19 protein-coding genes are annotated in these 18,417 nt (G+C 70.9%); 2 read left to right on the top strand and 17 right to left on the bottom strand.

Translation table 11 applies throughout. The annotated features are described in order from the left end of the window. Positions 1-114 precede the first annotated feature (114 nt). Entirely contained in the window at positions 115-822 is a 708-nt protein-coding gene (locus ACWDEX_RS31395; RefSeq protein ID WP_450467856.1) for an alpha/beta fold hydrolase, read from the top strand. A gap of 202 nt (positions 823-1,024) precedes the next feature. Here ACWDEX_RS31395 and ACWDEX_RS31390 read toward each other — a convergent pair whose 3' ends face one another. Beyond that, positions 1,025-1,420 (bottom strand): ArsR/SmtB family transcription factor, encoded by a 396-nt coding sequence (locus ACWDEX_RS31390; RefSeq protein ID WP_450467855.1) that lies wholly within the window; start codon positions 1,418-1,420, stop codon positions 1,025-1,027. A 112-nt stretch (positions 1,421-1,532) separates the two neighbouring features. On the opposite strand from ACWDEX_RS31390, the gene ACWDEX_RS31385 reads away from it, so the two are divergent. Continuing rightward, positions 1,533-3,581 carry a heavy metal translocating P-type ATPase gene (locus ACWDEX_RS31385; RefSeq protein WP_450467854.1) on the top strand — a complete coding sequence of 683 codons (2,049 nt, stop codon included), beginning with the start codon at positions 1,533-1,535 and terminating at the stop codon, positions 3,579-3,581. A gap of 225 nt (positions 3,582-3,806) precedes the next feature. Here the strand turns inward: ACWDEX_RS31385 and ACWDEX_RS31380 are convergent, their stop codons facing one another. From ACWDEX_RS31380 to ACWDEX_RS31305, 16 genes are all read right to left on the bottom strand, one after another. Further along, positions 3,807-5,243: a Ni/Fe hydrogenase subunit alpha gene (locus ACWDEX_RS31380; RefSeq protein WP_450467853.1), complete on the bottom strand. Its 1,437-nt coding sequence runs from the start codon at positions 5,241-5,243 to the stop codon at positions 3,807-3,809. Continuing rightward, entirely contained in the window at positions 5,240-6,031 is a 792-nt protein-coding gene (locus ACWDEX_RS31375) for an NADH-quinone oxidoreductase subunit B family protein (RefSeq protein ID WP_450467852.1), read from the bottom strand. Before ACWDEX_RS31375 ends, ACWDEX_RS31380 begins: the two co-directional genes overlap by 4 nt. A 1-nt stretch (position 6,032) precedes the next feature. After that, positions 6,033-6,839 (bottom strand): FAD/NAD(P)-binding protein, encoded by an 807-nt coding sequence (locus ACWDEX_RS31370; protein WP_450467851.1) that lies wholly within the window; start codon positions 6,837-6,839, stop codon positions 6,033-6,035. After that, a complete protein-coding gene (locus tag ACWDEX_RS31365; RefSeq protein WP_450467850.1) occupies positions 6,836-7,312 on the bottom strand; it encodes a cyclic nucleotide-binding domain-containing protein in 477 nt (158 codons plus the stop codon). The genes ACWDEX_RS31370 and ACWDEX_RS31365 overlap by 4 nt, the downstream gene beginning before the upstream one ends. Beyond that, positions 7,309-8,478: a 4Fe-4S dicluster domain-containing protein gene (locus tag ACWDEX_RS31360; protein ID WP_450467849.1), complete on the bottom strand. Its 1,170-nt coding sequence runs from the start codon at positions 8,476-8,478 to the stop codon at positions 7,309-7,311. Before ACWDEX_RS31360 ends, ACWDEX_RS31365 begins: the two co-directional genes overlap by 4 nt. 231 nt (positions 8,479-8,709) lie before the next feature. Beyond that, positions 8,710-9,231 carry a hydrogenase maturation protease gene (locus ACWDEX_RS31355; RefSeq protein WP_450467848.1) on the bottom strand — a complete coding sequence of 174 codons (522 nt, stop codon included), beginning with the start codon at positions 9,229-9,231 and terminating at the stop codon, positions 8,710-8,712. Between the two features lie 10 nt (positions 9,232-9,241). Beyond that, a complete protein-coding gene (locus tag ACWDEX_RS31350; RefSeq protein WP_450467871.1) occupies positions 9,242-9,520 on the bottom strand; it encodes a DUF1540 domain-containing protein in 279 nt (92 codons plus the stop codon). 172 nt (positions 9,521-9,692) lie between these two features. Then, a complete protein-coding gene (locus ACWDEX_RS31345; RefSeq protein ID WP_450467847.1) occupies positions 9,693-11,072 on the bottom strand; it encodes a nicotinate phosphoribosyltransferase in 1,380 nt (459 codons plus the stop codon). 137 nt (positions 11,073-11,209) lie between these two features. Further along, the gene (locus ACWDEX_RS31340) at positions 11,210-11,839 is read right to left on the bottom strand and encodes a V-type ATP synthase subunit D (protein WP_450467846.1); all 630 of its coding nucleotides are present in this window, start codon (positions 11,837-11,839) and stop codon (positions 11,210-11,212) included. Beyond that, positions 11,836-13,245 carry a V-type ATP synthase subunit B gene (locus ACWDEX_RS31335; protein ID WP_450467845.1) on the bottom strand — a complete coding sequence of 470 codons (1,410 nt, stop codon included), beginning with the start codon at positions 13,243-13,245 and terminating at the stop codon, positions 11,836-11,838. Before ACWDEX_RS31335 ends, ACWDEX_RS31340 begins: the two co-directional genes overlap by 4 nt. After that, positions 13,242-14,996: a V-type ATP synthase subunit A gene (locus tag ACWDEX_RS31330; RefSeq protein WP_450467844.1), complete on the bottom strand. Its 1,755-nt coding sequence runs from the start codon at positions 14,994-14,996 to the stop codon at positions 13,242-13,244. Before ACWDEX_RS31330 ends, ACWDEX_RS31335 begins: the two co-directional genes overlap by 4 nt. Continuing rightward, on the bottom strand, positions 14,993-15,511 hold the full coding sequence (locus ACWDEX_RS31325; RefSeq protein ID WP_450467843.1) for a hypothetical protein: 519 nt from the start codon (positions 15,509-15,511) through the stop codon (positions 14,993-14,995). The genes ACWDEX_RS31330 and ACWDEX_RS31325 overlap by 4 nt, the downstream gene beginning before the upstream one ends. Next, on the bottom strand, positions 15,508-15,756 hold the full coding sequence (locus ACWDEX_RS31320; RefSeq protein WP_450467842.1) for a hypothetical protein: 249 nt from the start codon (positions 15,754-15,756) through the stop codon (positions 15,508-15,510). The genes ACWDEX_RS31325 and ACWDEX_RS31320 overlap by 4 nt, the downstream gene beginning before the upstream one ends. Beyond that, positions 15,753-16,169, bottom strand: a complete 417-nt coding sequence (locus ACWDEX_RS31315) for an ATP synthase subunit C (protein ID WP_450467841.1) — start codon at positions 16,167-16,169, stop codon at positions 15,753-15,755. The genes ACWDEX_RS31320 and ACWDEX_RS31315 overlap by 4 nt, the downstream gene beginning before the upstream one ends. Further along, the gene (locus tag ACWDEX_RS31310) at positions 16,154-17,569 is read right to left on the bottom strand and encodes a V-type ATPase 116kDa subunit family protein (protein WP_450467840.1); all 1,416 of its coding nucleotides are present in this window, start codon (positions 17,567-17,569) and stop codon (positions 16,154-16,156) included. The genes ACWDEX_RS31315 and ACWDEX_RS31310 overlap by 16 nt, the downstream gene beginning before the upstream one ends. Beyond that, a complete protein-coding gene (locus ACWDEX_RS31305) occupies positions 17,556-18,416 on the bottom strand; it encodes a hypothetical protein (protein WP_450467839.1) in 861 nt (286 codons plus the stop codon). The genes ACWDEX_RS31310 and ACWDEX_RS31305 overlap by 14 nt, the downstream gene beginning before the upstream one ends. Position 18,417 lies beyond the last annotated feature (1 nt).

The following is an 18,417-nucleotide window of genomic DNA, read 5'->3' as shown; positions in this document are numbered from 1 at the left end:
AAGATCGGGGCGAGAACCGTGTGGCCGAGAACCCCGAGCTGCTGACAGGGGATGGTGGTTCGGCTGCTGGTGAACGCCGATCTCCGGCAGGACCCGTCCGCATATCCTCCGGACATGGTTGATCAATGCTGGGTCGACGTTGGCGAGGTCCGGCTGGCTTATCAGATGTCGGGGCCCCCGGATGCTCCGCCGCTCATCCTGTTGCACGCGCTGGGCGAGGATGCCACCGACTGGGAGGCGGTTGCGCCCACCCTCGCCCGGAGTCGAAGGGTGTATGCCCTCGACCTTCGCGGTCATGGCCGAAGCGACTGGCCGGGGGACTACTCACTCGAACTCATGCAGGCCGATGTGCTCCGGTTTCTGGACGCACTGAGGCTTGGACCAGTGGATCTGATCGGGCACTCCATGGGCGGGATCGTGGCCTACCTGATCGCGGAGGCTCACCCGCAGCGGGTGAGCCGGCTCGTCCTGGAGGATGTGCCGGTCCCCCGTCCCCGGGAGCCGAGCACCCCGGCCAGACCGGACGGCACCCTGACCTTTGACTGGGAGATGGTGCTGGCCATCAGGCGGCAGGTCGACCAGCCCGATTCCCGGTGGCTGGAGCGACTCGACCGGATAACCGCTCAAACCCTCGTGCTCGCAGGCGGCCCGCACAGTCACGTTCCTCAGGACGGTGTCGCCGAACTCGCCCGCCGCATCCCTGGCGGGCGAGTGGTCACCATCCCGGTTGGACACCTGATCCACCACGCAGCGCCGGAGGCGTTCACCGAGGCAGTTTCGGCGTTCCTGGAGGAAAACTCCCCTCCTGCCCGCCAAGCATGAGCGCGGTCGCAGACCGTGACGTGGCGAGGGCCGCACGGGTTCTTCGAGTGTGCCCAAGGAGTGGGCCCGTCGGTGGCATCGATGGAGTCCCAGGCTCCGGCGGTGACCACCGTCTCGCCGCAGCCTTCGGCATGAACTGTGGGTCCGCCGGGCACAGCGGTTCTGATCAGCTTCGGATGGCCCAGTGGCCCAACGACGGAAGTCAGACGCCAGGAACGGCAGCGGCTTCAGGCTCTGGCTCGACGGCGGTGTCGCTCAGGCCGAGACGCAGATGCTCGACGTGATAGAGGGCCTGGTCGAGGAGTTCGGAAACGTGGTTGTCGTAGAGCGCGTACACCACTGAGCGGCCCTTGCGGGTACCGGTGACCAGGCCAAGGTTGCGTAGCAGCCGCAACTGATGGGAGCAGGCCGACTGCTCCATACCCACCTCGGCGGCCAGTTCGGTCGCCGGCAGCGATCCATCGCGCAGGCGGGCGAGGATGAGCAGCCGGGACGGGGTGGCCAGGGCCTGCAAAGTCGTGGCGACCTTGGCGGCGCTGGCTGCGTCCAGGCGTGCACGCGGAACGTTGCTGGAAGGCGGTGCGGCTCCGTGACCCATGCGTTCATGGTACGCCGCACCATGAACTCATGAATTAATGTTCATCTGTTCCTGTTATGGTGGCGAGGTTGGATGCTGTCCGTCGCCGTCCTGCGTCAAAAGGGCTGTTTCGATGTCTTCCACTCTCACTCGCCCGGCCCCGGTTGCCGCCCGCGAGGCGCTGACGCCGCGTCGCCGCACCCGGATCTTCGCGCTGCCCGAGGCCCGCTGGGCGGCCGCGTCCCTGGTGCTGTTCCTGCTCGCGCTGCCGCTGTATCTGGCCGGGGCGCCGACCTGGGCGTGGGGTCCGCTGTTCGCGCTCACCTACGCCACCGGCGGCTGGGAGCCCGGCTGGGCGGGCCTTCAAGCACTGCGCGAGAAGACCCTGGATGTCGACCTGCTCATGGTGGTCGCAGCGCTTGGTGCGGCGGCGATCGGGCAAGTGCTGGACGGGGCGCTGCTGATCGTCATCTTCGCCACCTCCGGTGCCCTGGAGGCCATCGCCACCGCCCGCACCGCCGACTCGGTACGTGGCCTGCTCGACCTGGCCCCGGCAACCGCCAGCCGACTCGCGGACGACGGCACCGAAGAGGAGGTGCCGACCGAGCATCTGGGCGTGGGCGACACCATCCTCGTACGGCCCGGCGAGCGGATCGGCGCCGACGGCCGGGTGCTGGACGGGGCCAGTGAGGTCGACCAGGCCACCATCACCGGCGAGCCCCTGCCGGTGGCCAAGCAGGAGGGCGACGAGGTCTTCGCCGGCACCCTGAACGGCACCGGCGCCCTGCGGGTGAAAGTCGAGCGCGACCCGTCCGACTCGGTGATCGCCCGGATCGTGGCCATGGTGGAGGAAGCCTCGGAGACCAAGGCCCCCACCCAACTGTTCATCGAGAAGGTCGAACAGCGCTACAGCCTCGGCATGGTCGCCGCCACCCTCGCCCTGTTCATCCTTCCCCTGGTCTTCGGCGCCGACCTGCAAGCCACGCTGCTGCGCGCCATGACCTTCATGATCGTCGCCTCGCCGTGCGCGGTCGTGCTGGCCACCATGCCGCCACTGCTGTCCGCCATCGCCAACGTCGGCCGTCACGGTGTGCTGGTCAAGTCGGCCGTGGTCATGGAGCGCCTCGGGCAGGTGGACGCGGTCGCCCTGGACAAGACCGGCACTCTGACCGAGGGCACCCCACGCGTGACCGACATCCGCCCGTTGACCGCCTCCAGCCTGAGCGAGGACGAGCTGCTGCGGCTGGCTGCGGCTGCCGAGCACCCCAGCGAGCACCCGCTGGCCCGCGCGATCGTGGACGCCGCCCGCACCCGCGATCTGGACATCCCGCTGGTGGAGGACTTCGTCTCCACGCCCGGTGCCGGGGTGAGCGCGAAGGTGGAGGGCCGCACCGTCTCGGTCGGCAGCCACGCCCGACTGTTGGACCACCACACCGAGCACCCGGCCATCGCGGCGGCCTCGGTCCTGGAACAGGAGGGACGCACGGCCGTACTGGTCACCCTGGACGGCATCCCGATGGGGGTGCTCGGCATCGCCGATCGGCTGCGTGAGGAGGCCGCCGCCACCGTCACAGCCCTGGGCCGGCTGACCGGGCATACCCCGGTTCTGGTCACCGGCGACAACCCACGCGCGGCCACCCGGCTCGCCGGCGAGGTGGGCATCACCGACGTCCGCGCGGGTCTTCTGCCGCAGGACAAGGTGAACGTGGTCAGGGAGATGGAGCAGGCCGGACGGAAGGTGCTGGTGGTCGGCGACGGCGTCAACGACGCGCCCGCCCTGGCCGCCGCCCACACCGGCATCGCCATGGGCCGCGCCGGCTCCGACCTCGCCCTGGAGACCGCCGACGCGGTCGTGGTACGCGACGAGCTGGCCACCATCCCCACCGTCGTACGCCTTTCCCGCCAAGCACGCCGCCTGGTGGTGCAGAACCTGATCATCGCCGCGACCTTCATCACCGGCCTGGTCATCTGGGACCTCGCCGGCACCCTGCCCCTGCCTCTCGGTGTCGCCGGCCACGAAGGCTCCACCGTCATCGTCGGCCTCAACGGCCTGCGCCTGCTCGCCGACAGCGCATGGCGCCGCGCCCGCACGAAGGACGCACAGTGCTTAAAGATCGAGTTAGGGCGTGTCTCGAAAGTGCCTGGTGAGGATGACGGAGAGCCCATTTGTGATCCAGAGTGATTGGATGGTCACGCTTGAGACTCCCCGTTTGATCCTGCGTCGCTGACGCGAGGAAGACGTTGCGCCCATGGCTGCCGTCAATGCCGACCCCGAGGTCATGCGGTGACGGCAGCGTCCGTGACGAGGCAGGGCTTGGCCACCGAGGCCGCTGCGGCCACTGTACGGTTCGGCTTCGAAGAGCGAGGGCTGGAAAGGATCGTCAGCATCGTAGGGTTTTCACCTCATTCAGGACTCTCCCGTGGTTCCAACTTGCCGATCCGCAGCGGAATCCGGTCCCTCACCCAAATGCCGGCCCCGACTGATGTCCAGGTCCAGAAAGTGGGCCGAGCACGAGATACACGGGTCGTGGTTGCGAATGGCCCGTTCGCACAGGTGGGCGAGGTCGGCGTCGGACGTCTGCCCACGGTTCAAGGCAGCCTGTACCAGGCTGCGCAGGTCTTCTTCGATCGCGCCCTGGTTCTGTGCGGTGGGCGGGATGAGGGAGGCTTCGGTTACGCGTCCGTCGGCGTCGAGCGCGTAGCGGTGGTAGAGCAGGCCGCGGGGTGCCTCGGTGGCACCGTGCCCCACCCGGGGTCGTGGCGGCACCTCCACGTTCGGACGTAGTGGAGGATCGTACTCGCTGATGATCCGCAGTGCCTCTTCCACCGCGTACAGCACCTCCACGGCCCGGATGAGGATGCTGCGGTAGGGATTGCGGCAGACCTCGCCGCGTGTGGTGCCGGTGGCCAGCGGTGGGTCGCTCAGCCCGGCCTCTCGTGCGGCCTGGAGGGCCAGCGGGGAGAGCAGGTGGCCGCTGATGGCGTAGCGGGCGAGGGAGCCGGTGAGGTGTCTGCGGCCGTCCAGCCGGGAGTGGAGGGCGTTGGAGTGCGGGACCTGTTCCTCGGTGATGTGATCCGGGAAGTCGCTGACGGGGAAGCTGTACGGCGGCAGCGTGCCGTCGGCCGGGAGGACCGTGGGTACGCCTGACTCGATGGCGTAGGTGCCTGGTTGGGTCAGGGCGAACAGATCGGCGTCGCACTCGGCGTCGGGGAAGTCGAAGCCGGCGACCCAGCGCACGGTGTCCCAGGCGTCGTCGAGGGCGATGGTCAGGCGCTTGGCGAGGGGGCGGAGTTCGGAGCGGGTGGGGGTGCGGTGGAATCCGCCCAGGCGGACGTTGATGGGGTGGATCGCGCGTCCGCCGAGCAGCTCCATGATGGTGTTGCCGGCCTGCTTCAGCCGCAGCCCACGCTCCACATGCACACGATGGGTGCGCGCCATGGAAATGACATCGGCGTGTCCGAGGAAGTCCGGAGCGTGGAGTAGATGGATGTGCAGGGTCTGGCTCTCGATCCACTCGCCGCAGTACAACAGGCGGCGTAGGGCTGCGAGTTGGCCGTCCACCACGACTCCGCAGGCGTCCTCGACGGCCCGGCAGGCGGTCATCTGGTAGGCGACGGGGCAGATGCCGCAGACTCGCGAGGTGATGTCGACCGGCTCGGTGTGGGCTCGCCCCCGCAGGAAGGCCTCGAAGAAGCGCGGGGGCTCGTAGATCCGCAGGCGGGCCTCGGTGACGGTGCCCTCGTGGACGCGCAGATGCAGCGCGGCCTCGCCCTCGACGCGGGTGAGCGCGGGAATGCGAACGACACGTGATCCCGCAGAGGATGCGGCGGGGGGCTCGGTCACGGCAGGTCTTTCTCCTCGACCGCGGTGAACGCGGTGACGTTGAAGGTGTGCAGGAGTCTCCCGATGTCGTTGTCGCTCATGCCGTCGTGGCGCAGGACGGGGATGAGAGCGCCGAGATTGGTGGTCGCCGCCGGTCCGAAGCAGCCGTAGCATCCGCGCCCGTAGGTGGGGCAGAGAGCCCCGCACCCGGCATGGGTGACGGGGCCGAGGCAGGGAGTGCCGTGTGCGACGAGGACGCACACGTTTCCGCGTTGCTTGCAGGAGAAGCAGACGCTGTGGTCCGGGATGCCGGGCTTGCGGCCGGCGAGGAAGGCGGTGATGACCTCCAGGAGCTGGGTGCGGTCGATGGGGCAGCCGCGCAGCTCGAAGTCGACCGGTACGTGCGCGGAGATCGGCGTGGAGGTGGCGAGGGTCTCGATGTAGTCGGGGCGGGCGTAGACCGTCTCCATGTACTCCGTCACGTCGGCGTAGTTCCGCAGTGCCTGAATACCGCCGGCTGTGGCACACGCGCCCAGGGTGACGAGGTGCCGGGACTCCGCGCGGATGCGCCGGATGCGTTCCACATGCTCGGGAGTGGAGATCGAGCCGTCGACGAGTGACAGGTCGTACGGTCCGGGCGCGATGTCACTGGAAGCCTCCAGGAAATAGACGATCTCCAACTCGTCGGCAAGACCCAGCAGTTCGTCCTCACAGTCCAGGAGGGTGAGCTGGCAGCCGTCGCACGAGGCGAACTTGAACACGCCGAGCCGAGGGCGGGCCTGCTCAGGAGGCGGCGCGGGGTCGGTCATCTCAGAGCTCCCGTACGGTCAGCAGCGGCTCGGCCAGGTCGTAGCCGACGACAGGGCCGTCACGGCACAGCAGCAGGGGGCCGAGCTGGCAGTGTCCGCAGTGACCGGTGGCGCAGCGCATGTTGCGTTCCAGGGAGATCCGGACGCGGTCGGGTGACATCCCTCGGTGGATCAGTTCGCGGGCCGTCGCACGGATCATGACCTCAGGGCCGCAGACGAACGCCGTGGTGTGGGTCGGGGTGAACCTGGCTTCGTCGAGCAGGGTGGTGACGACGCCGACTCGGCCCCTCCAGCCGTCATGGGGCCGGTCGACCGTGGCAGCGCCGAACGGCCGCCGCCAGGTGGGCAACTCGACACGGTACAGAAGGTCTTCGGGGGTTCGGACGCCGATCAGGACGTTCAGCCGCCCGTACGCGTGGGGTTCGGCCAGCACAGCGTCGATGAGAGGGCGCAGCGGGGCGAGGCCGATGCCCCCGGCGACGACGAGCAGATCACGGCCTCGGGCAGCCGTCAGGCCCCACTCGGTGCCGAATGGGCCGCGCACGCCGACCGATGCTCCTGTCGGCAAAGCGTACAGCGCGCGGGAGGTGGCCCCGACCGCACGGATGGTGTGCGCGAGCCGCGGGTGAGAGGACGTCCGGGACACCGAGACGGGGATCTCCCCGACGCCGAACGCGTACAGCATGGCGTACTGGCCCGGTGCGAAAGGCTGCAGGGCCTCGCCGACGGGCTCCAGCTCGATCGTGACCGTGTCGGTCGTCTCTCGGTGACGGCTCACAAGGCGGTAGGGCCGGGGCACGAGCGTCATGGCCTCGGGCCCGCTTCCCGCGGCCCGTAGAGGTCGAGGAGACGTGTGCGAGTCGCACGCAGTCGGTGTCCGATCGTCTCGGCGACGAGGGTGACCAGCGCAAGGCCGAAGTCCGGGTGTGCACTGCACAGTTCATCGACCGCGGCGGCGTCGAACTGCCAGGCCGTCACGGGGCTCCTGGTCTCCGCCCCGAGATGCCACTGGTGGGGCGGGCACAACCAGGACCAGCCAAGAAGTGCGCCCGCACCGATGGTCTCGACGACAGCGGACCCGCGTCCGGGAATGTGGATGTCGAGCGCGACCGCGCCCGTCCGGATGATCCAGAAACGGTCGGCCTCCCCGCCCTCCTCGAACAGCCGGGCGGAACCCGGGTAATCGACCTCGTGTGCGAGGTCCATGAGCCGCTCGCGGTGCTCAGGTGGCAGGGCCGCGAGGAGGCCTGTCACAGGACCGGAATCCGTCCAGGAGGTCATTCCGAGGCCCTCTTCTCCGTGGCCTCCTGGTGCAGGGCATGTGCCTCCTCGGTGAGGTCGATGCCGGTGGGGCACCAGACGATGCAGCGGCCGCAGCCGACGCATCCGGTACTGCCGAACTGGTCATGCCAGGTGCCGATCTTGTGGGTGAGCCACTGGCGATAGCGGCTGCGCTTGCTCGCCCGCACCGGGCCGCCGTGCAGCAGGGTGAAGTCGAGGTCGTAGCAGGAGTCCCAGCGCCGCCAGCGCTCGGCGTGATCGCCGGTGAGGTCGCTGACGTCCTCGGTGGTGGTGCAGAAGCAGGTGGGGCAGACCATGGTGCAGTTGCCGCAGTTCAGGCAGCGGGAGGTGACGTCGTCCCAGCGGTCGGCCTCCAGGTTGTCGCGCATCAGGGTGCGCAGGTCGACCGGTGGCATGGCACGGCCCATGTGCTCGGCGGCCCACCGCACGGCGTCGGCCGCCGCGGTGCGGGTGGCGTCGTCGGCGTCGCGTCGCGGGAGTTCGGTGAGCACGGCGGCACCCTCCTCGCTTCCGCTCCGGCACAGGAAGCGGTGGCCCTCGGCGTCCAGCACCTCGGTGAGGGCGAGGTCGTAGCCGGTGTCCACGGCCGGTCCGGCACCCATCGAGACGCAGAAGCAGGTGGCTCCCGGCTCGGTGCACTCGACCGCGATCAGGAAGGCCCCCGTACGACGGGATCCGTAGACGGGATCCGGGAACCGGCCGCCGATCATCACGCGGTCCAGGATGCGGATGGCCCGCAGATCGCACGCCCGCACCCCCAGGAACGCGTACGACACGCTTGGCGGCTTCTCCTCCTGCACCGTCAGTCCGCCGTCGGCGTCCCGATCGGCGGTCCACTGGCGGACACGTTGAGGGTGCAGGAACGACTTCCAGGACTGCGGCCCCGCACTGTGCGCGAACACGGCGGTATCGACCCTCCGGCGGATCCGGTACCGCCCCGCCTCCAGCTCCACCCCCCAGCCGTGGGGCAGATCGTCGGCGGATTCCAGCTCGGTGAGCACGATGGCGCGGTCCCGGACCGTGGGGCCGATCACGGTACGACCGCGCCGTCGCAGGACCTGCACCAGCGCATCGAGAGCGTCGCGATCGAGGACCGCCTCGACCTGCCCGGCGAGGGCCGTTCCGGTGCCCCGTGGGTCGGCCATCCTCGTTCCTCTCGATCCTGGCCTCGGGGGCCGGAAGGTACCTGGGTTACGACATGAGTCCAGGAAACCGTCGCAATGTTCAGCTTCCACGTAGGACACTGACAGGTTGTCAGGTTTTACTGGTCCACGGATCGACGCGGGACTGGCGTGTCCCACCGGGCGGGTATCCCCATCGGGTCCGGCAGGCGCGGCCGGACTGCCGCGCCGGCGTGGCGGCCGGTCGCGACCGCGTCAATTGGCGGCCCGTCCGCGTCCCGCACCGTCGACCCACTGCAGGATCTCCGCTTCGATTCGCTCTGCCAGCGGTCTTACCGCCTCGGCGACGGCGGGCGTCAGCCCCGTTCCCAGGGACCGATCGGCTCCTTCGACCGCATAGACGACCAGACGGCCGGGATCGCGGTCCAGCCTACGGGCGAGGTGGAGCGTCTCGACGAGACCGAGCCCGTGGGTGCTGTGGCGTTTGGCGGTGGCACAGCGCAGACGAGTGTCCGTTGCGGGGCCCCACCGGTGAATGCGGCCAGGGTGCGCGGGGGCGGGGAAACAGGCGTCCACGACGATGGCCAGAGCGGCGTCCTCCCACAGCCCGATCAGATGGCCGGGATCCCCGTCGCACTCCCGCACCAGGGTGCCCGGCGGCAGCGGCCGGGCCACGGCTCGCTGCCTCAACAGAGCGATCACGGCGTGTCCGACACCGTCGTCCCGCCGGTACTCGTTTCCGATCCCGATGACCGCTGCGCCTACGGACGCCGTCACCAGTCCGCCTTCAGCGCGGGCTGTAGGTCAGGCAGTCGGCGTCTCCCTGCCCTGGGCCGACAGCGATGCCGGCTGCTTGGCACTCGAGTCGTGAGTTGTGTCGGCAATCGGTCATCTTGCAGGCTCCCACCTGCCCGGTGGCAGCCGGGTCGCCGCCTTTGAGTGAGGTGATGAAGAACGTGTCGCACCGGGCCTTCGGGGGATCCCCCACAGTGATGGCCAGCGCATGGCAGGCCGCGCCGACGTTGTACGAGCACGACTCCACCATGCACTCGTTGATGAAGGGCATCTCCACGGAGTCCTCCTGACATCCGGCGTGATGTCGGTGCGGGCGAGAGGTGCCCGCGCGACGTCGCACGATCGGTCAGTCATCAAGGTGTTCACACTTTCGCGCCGACACGGCGTGCGACACCCCCGGACACCGCGAATCACCCGAAGGGCCCGGGATGCGGCCGGCGCTATCACTGCGGCTCCCGAAGCGAGGAGGCGCCGCTGCCGGACAACCCGGAGTATTCAGGATGGAACCGCCGTTCGATCTCCCCGCGCACCCGTGACGTCAGCTCCTCCAGCGCCGGTGACACGACCGCGCGCCAAGGCTCGGGATGGTCGATTCCGCGGGCCGAGGCGGGAAGAGCGGCGATGTCGTGGGCGCAGCGCGCACGCGCGTACTCCCACCGGTCGGGGGGACCCGTGCGCCGACCGTCGCGCATGACGGTGCGCAGCAGCGGCTGCGCCGAGTCCGGCGGTTCCTCCTGTAGCAGGCCGATGACATCCGACTGTCCGGGGCGGCGGAAGACCTGCTTGCGGCCCGGGGCCGTCACCTTGGCCGACGACAGCTTCATGACCGGGTGGCCGTCGTACTCCACGAGCTTGTAGGCCGCGTCCAGGTACGGCGCGTCCGCGGCGACGCCCACCTTCGTCCCCACGGCGTACACGTCGATCGGGGCCCCACTGCGCACCAGCTCCGCCACGGCGTACTCGTCGAGTCCGCCGCTCGCGACGATGTGCACGTCGGCCAGTCCGACGTTGTCCAGCAAGGCCCGCGCCCGGCGCGCCAGTTCCCCGAGGTCACCGCTGTCCAGGCGGATCGCGCAGCCCGGCCCCCGCCGGATCTCGCGCAGGACACGGGCGGCGGCCATGACTCCCGCCTCGGTGTCGTAGGTGTCGACGAGGAACGTGACCGGCCCCGGATGGGTGCGCGCGAAGGCCCGGAACGCCTCCTCCTCACTGGGGAACGCCTCCACGTAAGAGTGGGCCATCGTGCCCGAGGCCGGGAGGCCCAGGGCAACGGCCGCCGCCACGTTGCTGGTAGCCGCGAAACCCGCCAGAGCTCCAAGCCTGGCCGCCTGCATACCAGCCCAGGGGCCGTGGGAACGGCGTAGGGAGAAGTCCACGACAGGACGTCCGGCTGCCGCCAGGACACAGCGGGCCGCCTTGGACGCCACCGCCGTCTGATGGCACAGCTGGTTGAGGAGGTACGTCTCGACCATCTGGGCCTGGGGCAGCGGCGCGGTCACCTCCAGCAGCGGCTCACCGGCGAGGACCACGTGCCCCTCCGGGACGGCGCACACTTCGCCGTCGAAGGCCAGGCCGAGCAGCGGTTCGAGGTCCTCGGGCGGCCGGTGCAAGGCCGCCGCGAACACCTGGACGTCCTCGCGTTCCACGCGGAAGCGGGCCAGGAAGTCCAGGGCGGGTTCCAAGCCTGCGGAAACGAGGAATCCCCGGCCGGGCGGCAGATCACGGACGAAGAGGCTGAAGGTCGCCGGGGCCCGCATGCCCTCCCGCACATAGGACAGGGCCATGGTCACTTCGTACAGGTCGGTGGTCGTGGCATCGGACATGGTGACCGCCACTGAGTAGGCCGGCTGAGAAGCCGGTGCCAGGGACGCTTCTTCGTCTCGTCGCCAGTCTCGGCGAATGTCGGCGTGAACACATGGGCCGACCGGCCCTGCCGGTGCCCCCTTCCCAGACCGGGTACTCAGTCCCTCGCCTGGTCACGGGACGATGCGGCCCAGCGTCGTCGTACCGCCTCCTCGTGCTCCGCTTCCTCCAACGCCAGTTCCACGGCGGCCAGCTCGCGTGTCAGGCAGGGAATCCAGTGCTTACGCAGGGCGCGTACCCGCTGACGGGTCCGTTCGGCCTCCGCGGCGATGAGTTCGGCGGCGCTGCGGGCGGCGGAGTGCTTTGCGGCGGCGCGGACGGCAGCGCGGTACGCCGTCTCCGCGTGAGCGAGCGCGGTGTTCCCCGGAGTCGGCTCATCGAGGGAGCGTACGGGGGCCGTCCACGACACCTGGGACGGATGGCTCACGCCCATCAAGGCGGTCCACTCGACGTCGACCACGGCCCGGTCGGTGGGGCCCGTCTCGGACAGGGCCCGGTCGCCACCGATCAGCAGCCCGCGCACGCACCAGGTCTCCGCTTCGGCGAGCCGGTCCCGCCAGATCCGGTCGGATTCCTCTGCGGTGCGGCTCAACTCCCGCTCCCGGTCCAGCAGGAGCCGCAGCTTGCGCTCCAGCAGGTCCGCTCCGCGCAGAGCGGTGCCGAGGCTGCGCCGCAGCCGCAGGCGGCCCGCGCGTCCGCGGGGTACGCGCTGTCGACGCGTGCTCATGGCGGTGCTCCGTCCCCGTCCGTGCCGTTGTTCCTGGGGGTGTGGGCGTCGAGCATGGCTGTCGGGATCATGCCGAGCTGACTGCGGGGCAGGGTCAGCAGTACGCCCCAGGCACGGTCGAGGGAGTCGTTGAGCGGCCGGTTCTCGGCTGTGCCCTGGGCGAGGAACTCACGTGAGAACGCGTCCTCCAGGTCCAGGTAACGGTGGTCGGTGGGGCTGAGCGCCGGGCGCCCGATCAGGTCGGCGAGTTCCCGTACCTGGCGGGCGCGGGCCAGTGCGGCGATCAGTTGCGCGGCAACGTGCGGATGGTCGTCACGGGTCCGTCCCACACCCGCTCCTTTGCGCATCAGCCGCGACAGCGAGGCGAGTGGGTCGACCGGCGGATACGTACCGCGGGCGTGGACCTCGGTGGACAACACGATCTGGCCCTCCGTGATGTAGCCGGTGAGGTCGGGAACAGGGTGGGTGATGTCGCCGGCGGGCATCGTCAGCACCGGCAGGACGGTCACCGATCCGGGGCGGCCCCTGATCCTGCCGCACCGCTCGTAGAGGGACGCCAGGTCGCTGTAGAGGTAGCCGGGGTAGGCCCGCCGAGCCGGGATCTCGCCCCGAGCGGCGGACACCTCGCGCAGCGCTTCCGCGTAGGCGGTCATGTCCGTCATCACCACCAGGACATGGCGGCCGCCGGCGAAGGCGAGGTGTTCGGCCACCGTGAGCGCGAGTCGTGGTGTGAGCAGGCGTTCGATCACCGGGTCGTCGGCGGTGTTGAGCAGCAGGACGAGTTCCCTGGCTGCGGAGCGTTCGGCCAGCCCGCCGCGGACGAACGCGGCGTCGGCGTGCGTGAGTCCCATACCGGCGAAGACGACGGAGAACGCCTCGGCGCCGCAGGTCGCCTGGGCGGCGATCTGCACGGCCAGGTCGAGGTGCGGCAGTCCGGCGGTCGAGAACACGGGGAGCTTCTGCCCCCGTACCAGGGTGGTGAGGACGTCGATCGCCCCCACTCCGGTCAGCACCGGCTCGGTGGGCGGCTCGCGGCGCAGCGGGTTGATCGGCGCACCGCCCACCGCGGCGGCCATCGCACCGAGGACCGGTGGCCCGCCGTCCACCGGTTCACCCCGGCCATTGCAGACCCGGCCCAGCCACCCGGTGCCGACCGGTATCCGCAGGGGCGCACCGGAGAACGCGATGCGCGTACCGGTCCGGTCCATCCCCGCCGTGTCCTGAAGGACCTGCACAACCGCCAGGTCCCGGTCCACCTCCAGGACGAGACCATGCCGGCGCCCGCCAGAGTCGAGAACGATCGTGGCGAACTCGTCCCACCCCACGCCGCTCACCCCCTCGACGACCACGAGCGGGCCACGCAGCTCCCGCACGCTCGTGTATTCGATCTCACCGGGTGTGCTCATCGGAGCTCTCCCAGCCGCGCCAGCACCAGGTCGCGGGCCGCCCCCACGGGAGCCGTCTCCCGCGGCCCGGCATCCTCACGGGCGCGCAGCAGCGGCGTGAAGTCGACCGCCTCGACGGCGTCCGCGCGAGCGCCGGAGTCCACCAGCGCGACACAGCGGTCGATCACCGTGAGGACGGCCTCCGCCAGGGCCGTCGTCTTCACGGGCGTGCAGTACGCGTCCAACGGCGACAGCGCGTTCTGCTGGATCAGCCCCTCGCGCAGCAGCCGGCCCGCGAGCACACTGACCCGTTCTCGCGGGGGCAGGGCCGTGACGCCGACCAGTTCCACGAGATCGGCCAGCCGGTCCGCCTCGGCGAGCAGGGCGGCCACCCGCCCGCGTCGCTCGGCCCACTCCGGGTCACCGGCACGGGCGTGCGCGGCGGCCAGCACGGCGGCGTCCCGGGAGAACGAGTCCGCCCAGGAGATCGCCGGATAGTGGCGTGCGTAGGCGAGGTCGCGGTCGAGGCTCCACAGGCACCGTACGAACCGTTCGGTGTAGGCCGTGACCGGCTCGGTGTGATCACCGCCCGGCGGCGACACGGCACCGATGACAGTCACCGAACCGGCGGCGCCACCGAGGGTGCGCACCGATGACGCCCGTTCGTAGAAGGCGGCCAGCTCCGAGGCGAGTCCCGCGGGGTAGCCCTCCTCTGCGGGCAGTTCGCCCATCCTGGAGGCGAACTCGCGTAGTGCCTCGGCCCAGCGGGAGGTCGAGTCGGCGATCACGACGACGTCGAGCCCCATGTCCCGGAAGTACTCGGCGACCGTCACGCCTGTGTACACGCTCGCTTCCCGGGCCATCATCGGCATGTTGGAGGTGTTCGCGACGGTGACGGTGCGCCCCGCCAGACGGCCCCCGGTGCGGGGGTCGGTCAGCTCCGAGAGTTCCTCGATGGCATCGGCCATCTCGTTGCCGCGCTCCCCGCAGCCGACGTAGACGATCACGTCGGCGTCGCACCACTTGGCGATCTGCTGCAGCAGCATGGTCTTGCCCGTGCCGAAACCGCCCGGGACGGCGACCGTGCTCCCGCGGGCCACGGGGAACAGCAGATCCACGGCCCGCTGACCGGTGTGCAGCGGCGCATCGGCCGACAGCCGTTCCCGTATCGGCCGGGGTCTGCGCACCGGCCAGGTCTGCGTCATGCGCACCTCGTGTCCGTCCACCACGGCGATGAGGGCGTCCTCGGCGTGGTCTCCCGCTGGTGCGATCCGCGTCACGATCCCCGAGCACTCGGGAGGTGCGAGGAGCTTCAGGGGGACCGACGCCTCGATGGCGCCCAGAACATCCCCTGCCTCGACGTGCTCCCCCTCGGCCACAAGCGGGGTGAACCGTCGGCTGCGAGCGTTGGGTTCGATGCTCTGCCCGGTCGCCAGGAGCAGGTCGCCGGCACGGTCGAGGGGGCGAAGCAGGCCGTCGAAGACGCCGCCCAGCAGCCCTGGTCCCAGCCGCACCGCGAGTGGTCCGCCATGCGGGGCGGCGGGGTGCCCCGGGGCGAGGCCGCCGGTGTACTCGTAAGCCTGGACCGTGACGACATCGTCGTGGATCACCACCACCTCGCCCGGCAGCCGGTCCTCGCCGAGCAGTACTACGTCGTGCATGGCTACGCCGGTGGTGGAGGCGATCTCGACGAGGGGCCCGGCCACTCGTAGGAGGCGCGGCGGTCGGTCTTCGCCTGGCTGCTCACGCGTCGTGGCGGATGGGGACGTCATGGTGCCCACAGGGTTTCGGCCTCCGCACCGGCCCGCGCCAGCGCACGCTCGGCGAGGGCGTCCGCCGTGAGGTCGACCCTGCGACCGGGCGTCTGGGCCGTCACTCCGCCGTCGACGGCAGCCGTGATGCGCGCTTCCGTCCCGAGCAGCGTTCGGGCCCGCTCCTCCAACCGACCCTGCAGTGCGCCCGAGTCCGCCAGCGCGTCGCGAACACCCGCGCGCACCCTGGTGCGGAGGTCCTCGTAGACCTCGGCGCGCGCGGAGAGCTCTCGTGCCCAAGCGTCCTGGCGTGCCAGCACCCGTTCGCGGGCCGCAGCGGCGGTGCCGTCCGCCGCGCCACCCTGCCGGGCCCGGTCCAGCAGTGCGTCCGCCTCGGTACGCGCCGCCCGCACCGCCTCGTCAGCGTCCGCCCGTGCGCGGGCCAGTACGGCGTCGGCGTCCGCCCGTGCCGCACGCAGCAGTTCGGCGCGCACGGGGGCCAAGGGGTCGCCGGGGCCGGGAGCGGAGACGGTCATGGCGGCATCACCACGGTCAGCGGCCTGGAGGGATCGGGCGCCGCCGTCTCGGTGCCCAGCGTCTCGGCTGCTTCCGGTGTGACTATCACCAAGGAAACCGAGCCAGGGAGCATCCGCCAAGCCTCTCGTACAGCCTCCGGGTGCTCCGCGACCAGGACGTCGACTCCGGCGAGGGCCAGCCCGCCCACCCTGCTCCGCGCTCCGATGGCCGCCACCGTCCCCATCGTCATGTCCTTCCGCGTCATGCCTTGCCGATCAGCAGGATCGCGACCACCAGTCCGTAGACGGCGATGCCCTCGGCCAGACCGACGATCACCATGGCCCGGCCGAACATCTCGGGGCGCTCGCTGAGCGCGGCCAACGCCGCCGCCCCGGTGTAGGCCACCGCAATGGCGGCCCCGATGGACGCACCGGCCACCGCGATGGCGGCCCCGATCAACGCGGACCCGTTGACCGCAGCCCGGGCGGCGGCCTGCGACGGTACCCCCTGTGCGGGGGCCGTCAGGGCCGTCACCAAGAGCAGGCACGCACCGCCAAGCAGGGCGAGGTTCATTGCCAGAAGCCAGCCGAACGCGCGTCTCGCCCGGCGTCGCCGCAGCAACCGGACGGCGCCGAGCGCCGCCGCCAGCACAGGCAGGGCCATCAACCAGGTGAGCACCCGGCCACCTCCGTTTCCGCATCTGCTGTCGCCGACGGAACGTGCCAGGGACGAAACGGACGACCCTCCGTCTCGAAGATCCGCGAGAAGAGCTCGTAGAACTCCAGCCGCAGCGCCTGCACACCCGCCACCAAGGCCTCCAGTGCGAGGGAGGCGGCGGTGCCCACCGCGAACACCACCACCGCCGAAGCGGCCCCTGCAGCTCCCCGCCCAGCGAGTCCGGTGGTGCCGCGCCACACCAGGTCCGCGAGCGCCGCATGGGTGAGGCCGAACGCTGCGAGCCGCGCGAAGGACACGGTGTTGGTACCTGCGCGCACCACGACGTCGAACAGCCGTACCCCGGTCTCGGCGATCCCTGCGAACCCCCCTGCCGTGGCCCGGTACAGCCCCACCGTCACCAGCGCGAGCCCGGCCAGGGCAGACACCGCCCCCAGGACGGCCGCAGCCGACCGGTGCAGGACGAGACCCGCCGCCGAGAGCCCGAGCCCCAGGAGGAACAGGAGCCCCGCGCAGCCGGACACGGCGTACAGCGCCTTGCCCGGACCACCCTCGCGCCAACGGTTGACCGCACCGGCCGCATGGGCGACGGCCAGCAGCCCCGCCCCGAAGACCACCGCGGCGGCCAACAGACGCCCGGGGCTGCTCAACGGGCTCAGCCACAGCACCGGCAGCACGCCCGTCGGCCCGAAGAACTCGCCGTAGGCGGCACCCGCAAGCATGGAGGCCAGACCGGCACCGGCGAGGAAGGGCCACAGGCGGCTGAACCGGGCAAGCCTTCGGGGCCGCCCGAGCCGCAACGCCAGCGCTCCGAGCAGCAGAAGCGCACCATGTCCCACGTCCCCGAACATGATCCCGAACATCACCACGTACGTGATCCCCGCCGGCCACGACGGGTCGACGTCCGCGTAGGGCGGCGTGCCGTACGTCGTCACCAGCGGCGTGAACGACGCGGACGGCAGCAGCGTCGGCGGATCGGTCCCAGGCGGGGTACGCAGTGGAACCAGCGCGCCACCGGCGGCGGCGAGTCGCCGCGCGAGCCGGGGTACCTCGGCCGCCGGACACCACCCGGCGAGCGCGGCAGCCTCTTTGCGCAGTACGGCTCCCTGGGCACGCTCTTCCAGCTGTGCTTCGCCCGCCAGCAACCCGAGGCTGTGTTGCCGCTCCAGGACGTCCGGATCGGGCGCGGCACGGGCCAGGACGGGAGTCTCACCGGGCTCGGCACGGCCCTCCAGCCGCTGCAGCCGTCGGGCCGCCGGGCCGGGGACAGCCCCCTCCACCCGATCCAGCTCGACGCAGCCCGCCTCGGCGATCCGAACCAGTATGTCCCGTAGTGCCGCGCGCGGCACGACCAGTGCCACGCGTCGCATCCGGACCGGTGTCACCACCTCAGACCAGGGCATCGAACTCCTCCAACGCACGTCCGCCCCGGGCCGCCGACTCCAGGGCCGCTCTGACCCTCCAGGCGTCCACGGACAGCACCGCGACCGCCCCCACGACCCCCCGGGGCCCGTACCGGCCATCCCGCAGCATGCCGACGCCTTCCTGACCGACCACGCGCCACCATCGGGCCTCGGCCCGCCACAGCTCTCCCGGCTCCTCGACCTTCTCCAGGGCCCAGTGGGCCGCGGACGGCAGGCGGTCGCGGAACTCCCGGAACGACGGGGCGTCGACGGCCCGCGACCCCAGCAAGTCAGCCGCGTTGCGTCGCACGGGCCCTGGCAGGCGGCGCTGGTGTACGAACAGCTCGCGCGCGGTGAGCAGCGCGGCACGCCCCCGCGCCCAGCGCCGGGCGGGTGGTACAGCAGCGGCCGTGAGTCGGGCGGCCGCCATGCGCATGCCCGTGAGCAGAGCCCAGGGCGTGTCCGCGCCCGGGTCGCCCCACGGTGAGGCGGCGAGGGCAGAGCGCAGTTCGGCAGGCGTCGCGGCACGTTCGAGGGCTCGCCAGGCGGTTTCCAGCGCGCCGAGCCGGTACGGCTGCCTCTGCGGGACCTCCTGGGTGGTGCCCAGGCCGCTCCGATCCGGAAGCCGGGATACGACATTGGCGACTTCGAAGCCTGCGGCGAGCGGGCGTATGAGGCGGGCCCCGCCCGGCGGCAGCCAGCCCGCCAGCACCCGCAGATGCCACAGCAGTGTGGCGGAGACCGACCGTTGTGCTTCGGGGAGATCGACCGTCGCCCGCATGTACTTCCGGTACGGCGTCCGGGCCAGATGATGCAGTGCGTCCTCCAGCGTCGCGGCGCCTGCCATC

It is taken from the genome of Streptomyces sp. NPDC001020, from assembly GCF_053599115.1.
This window is presented reverse-complemented; position numbering and strand designations above follow the sequence as displayed.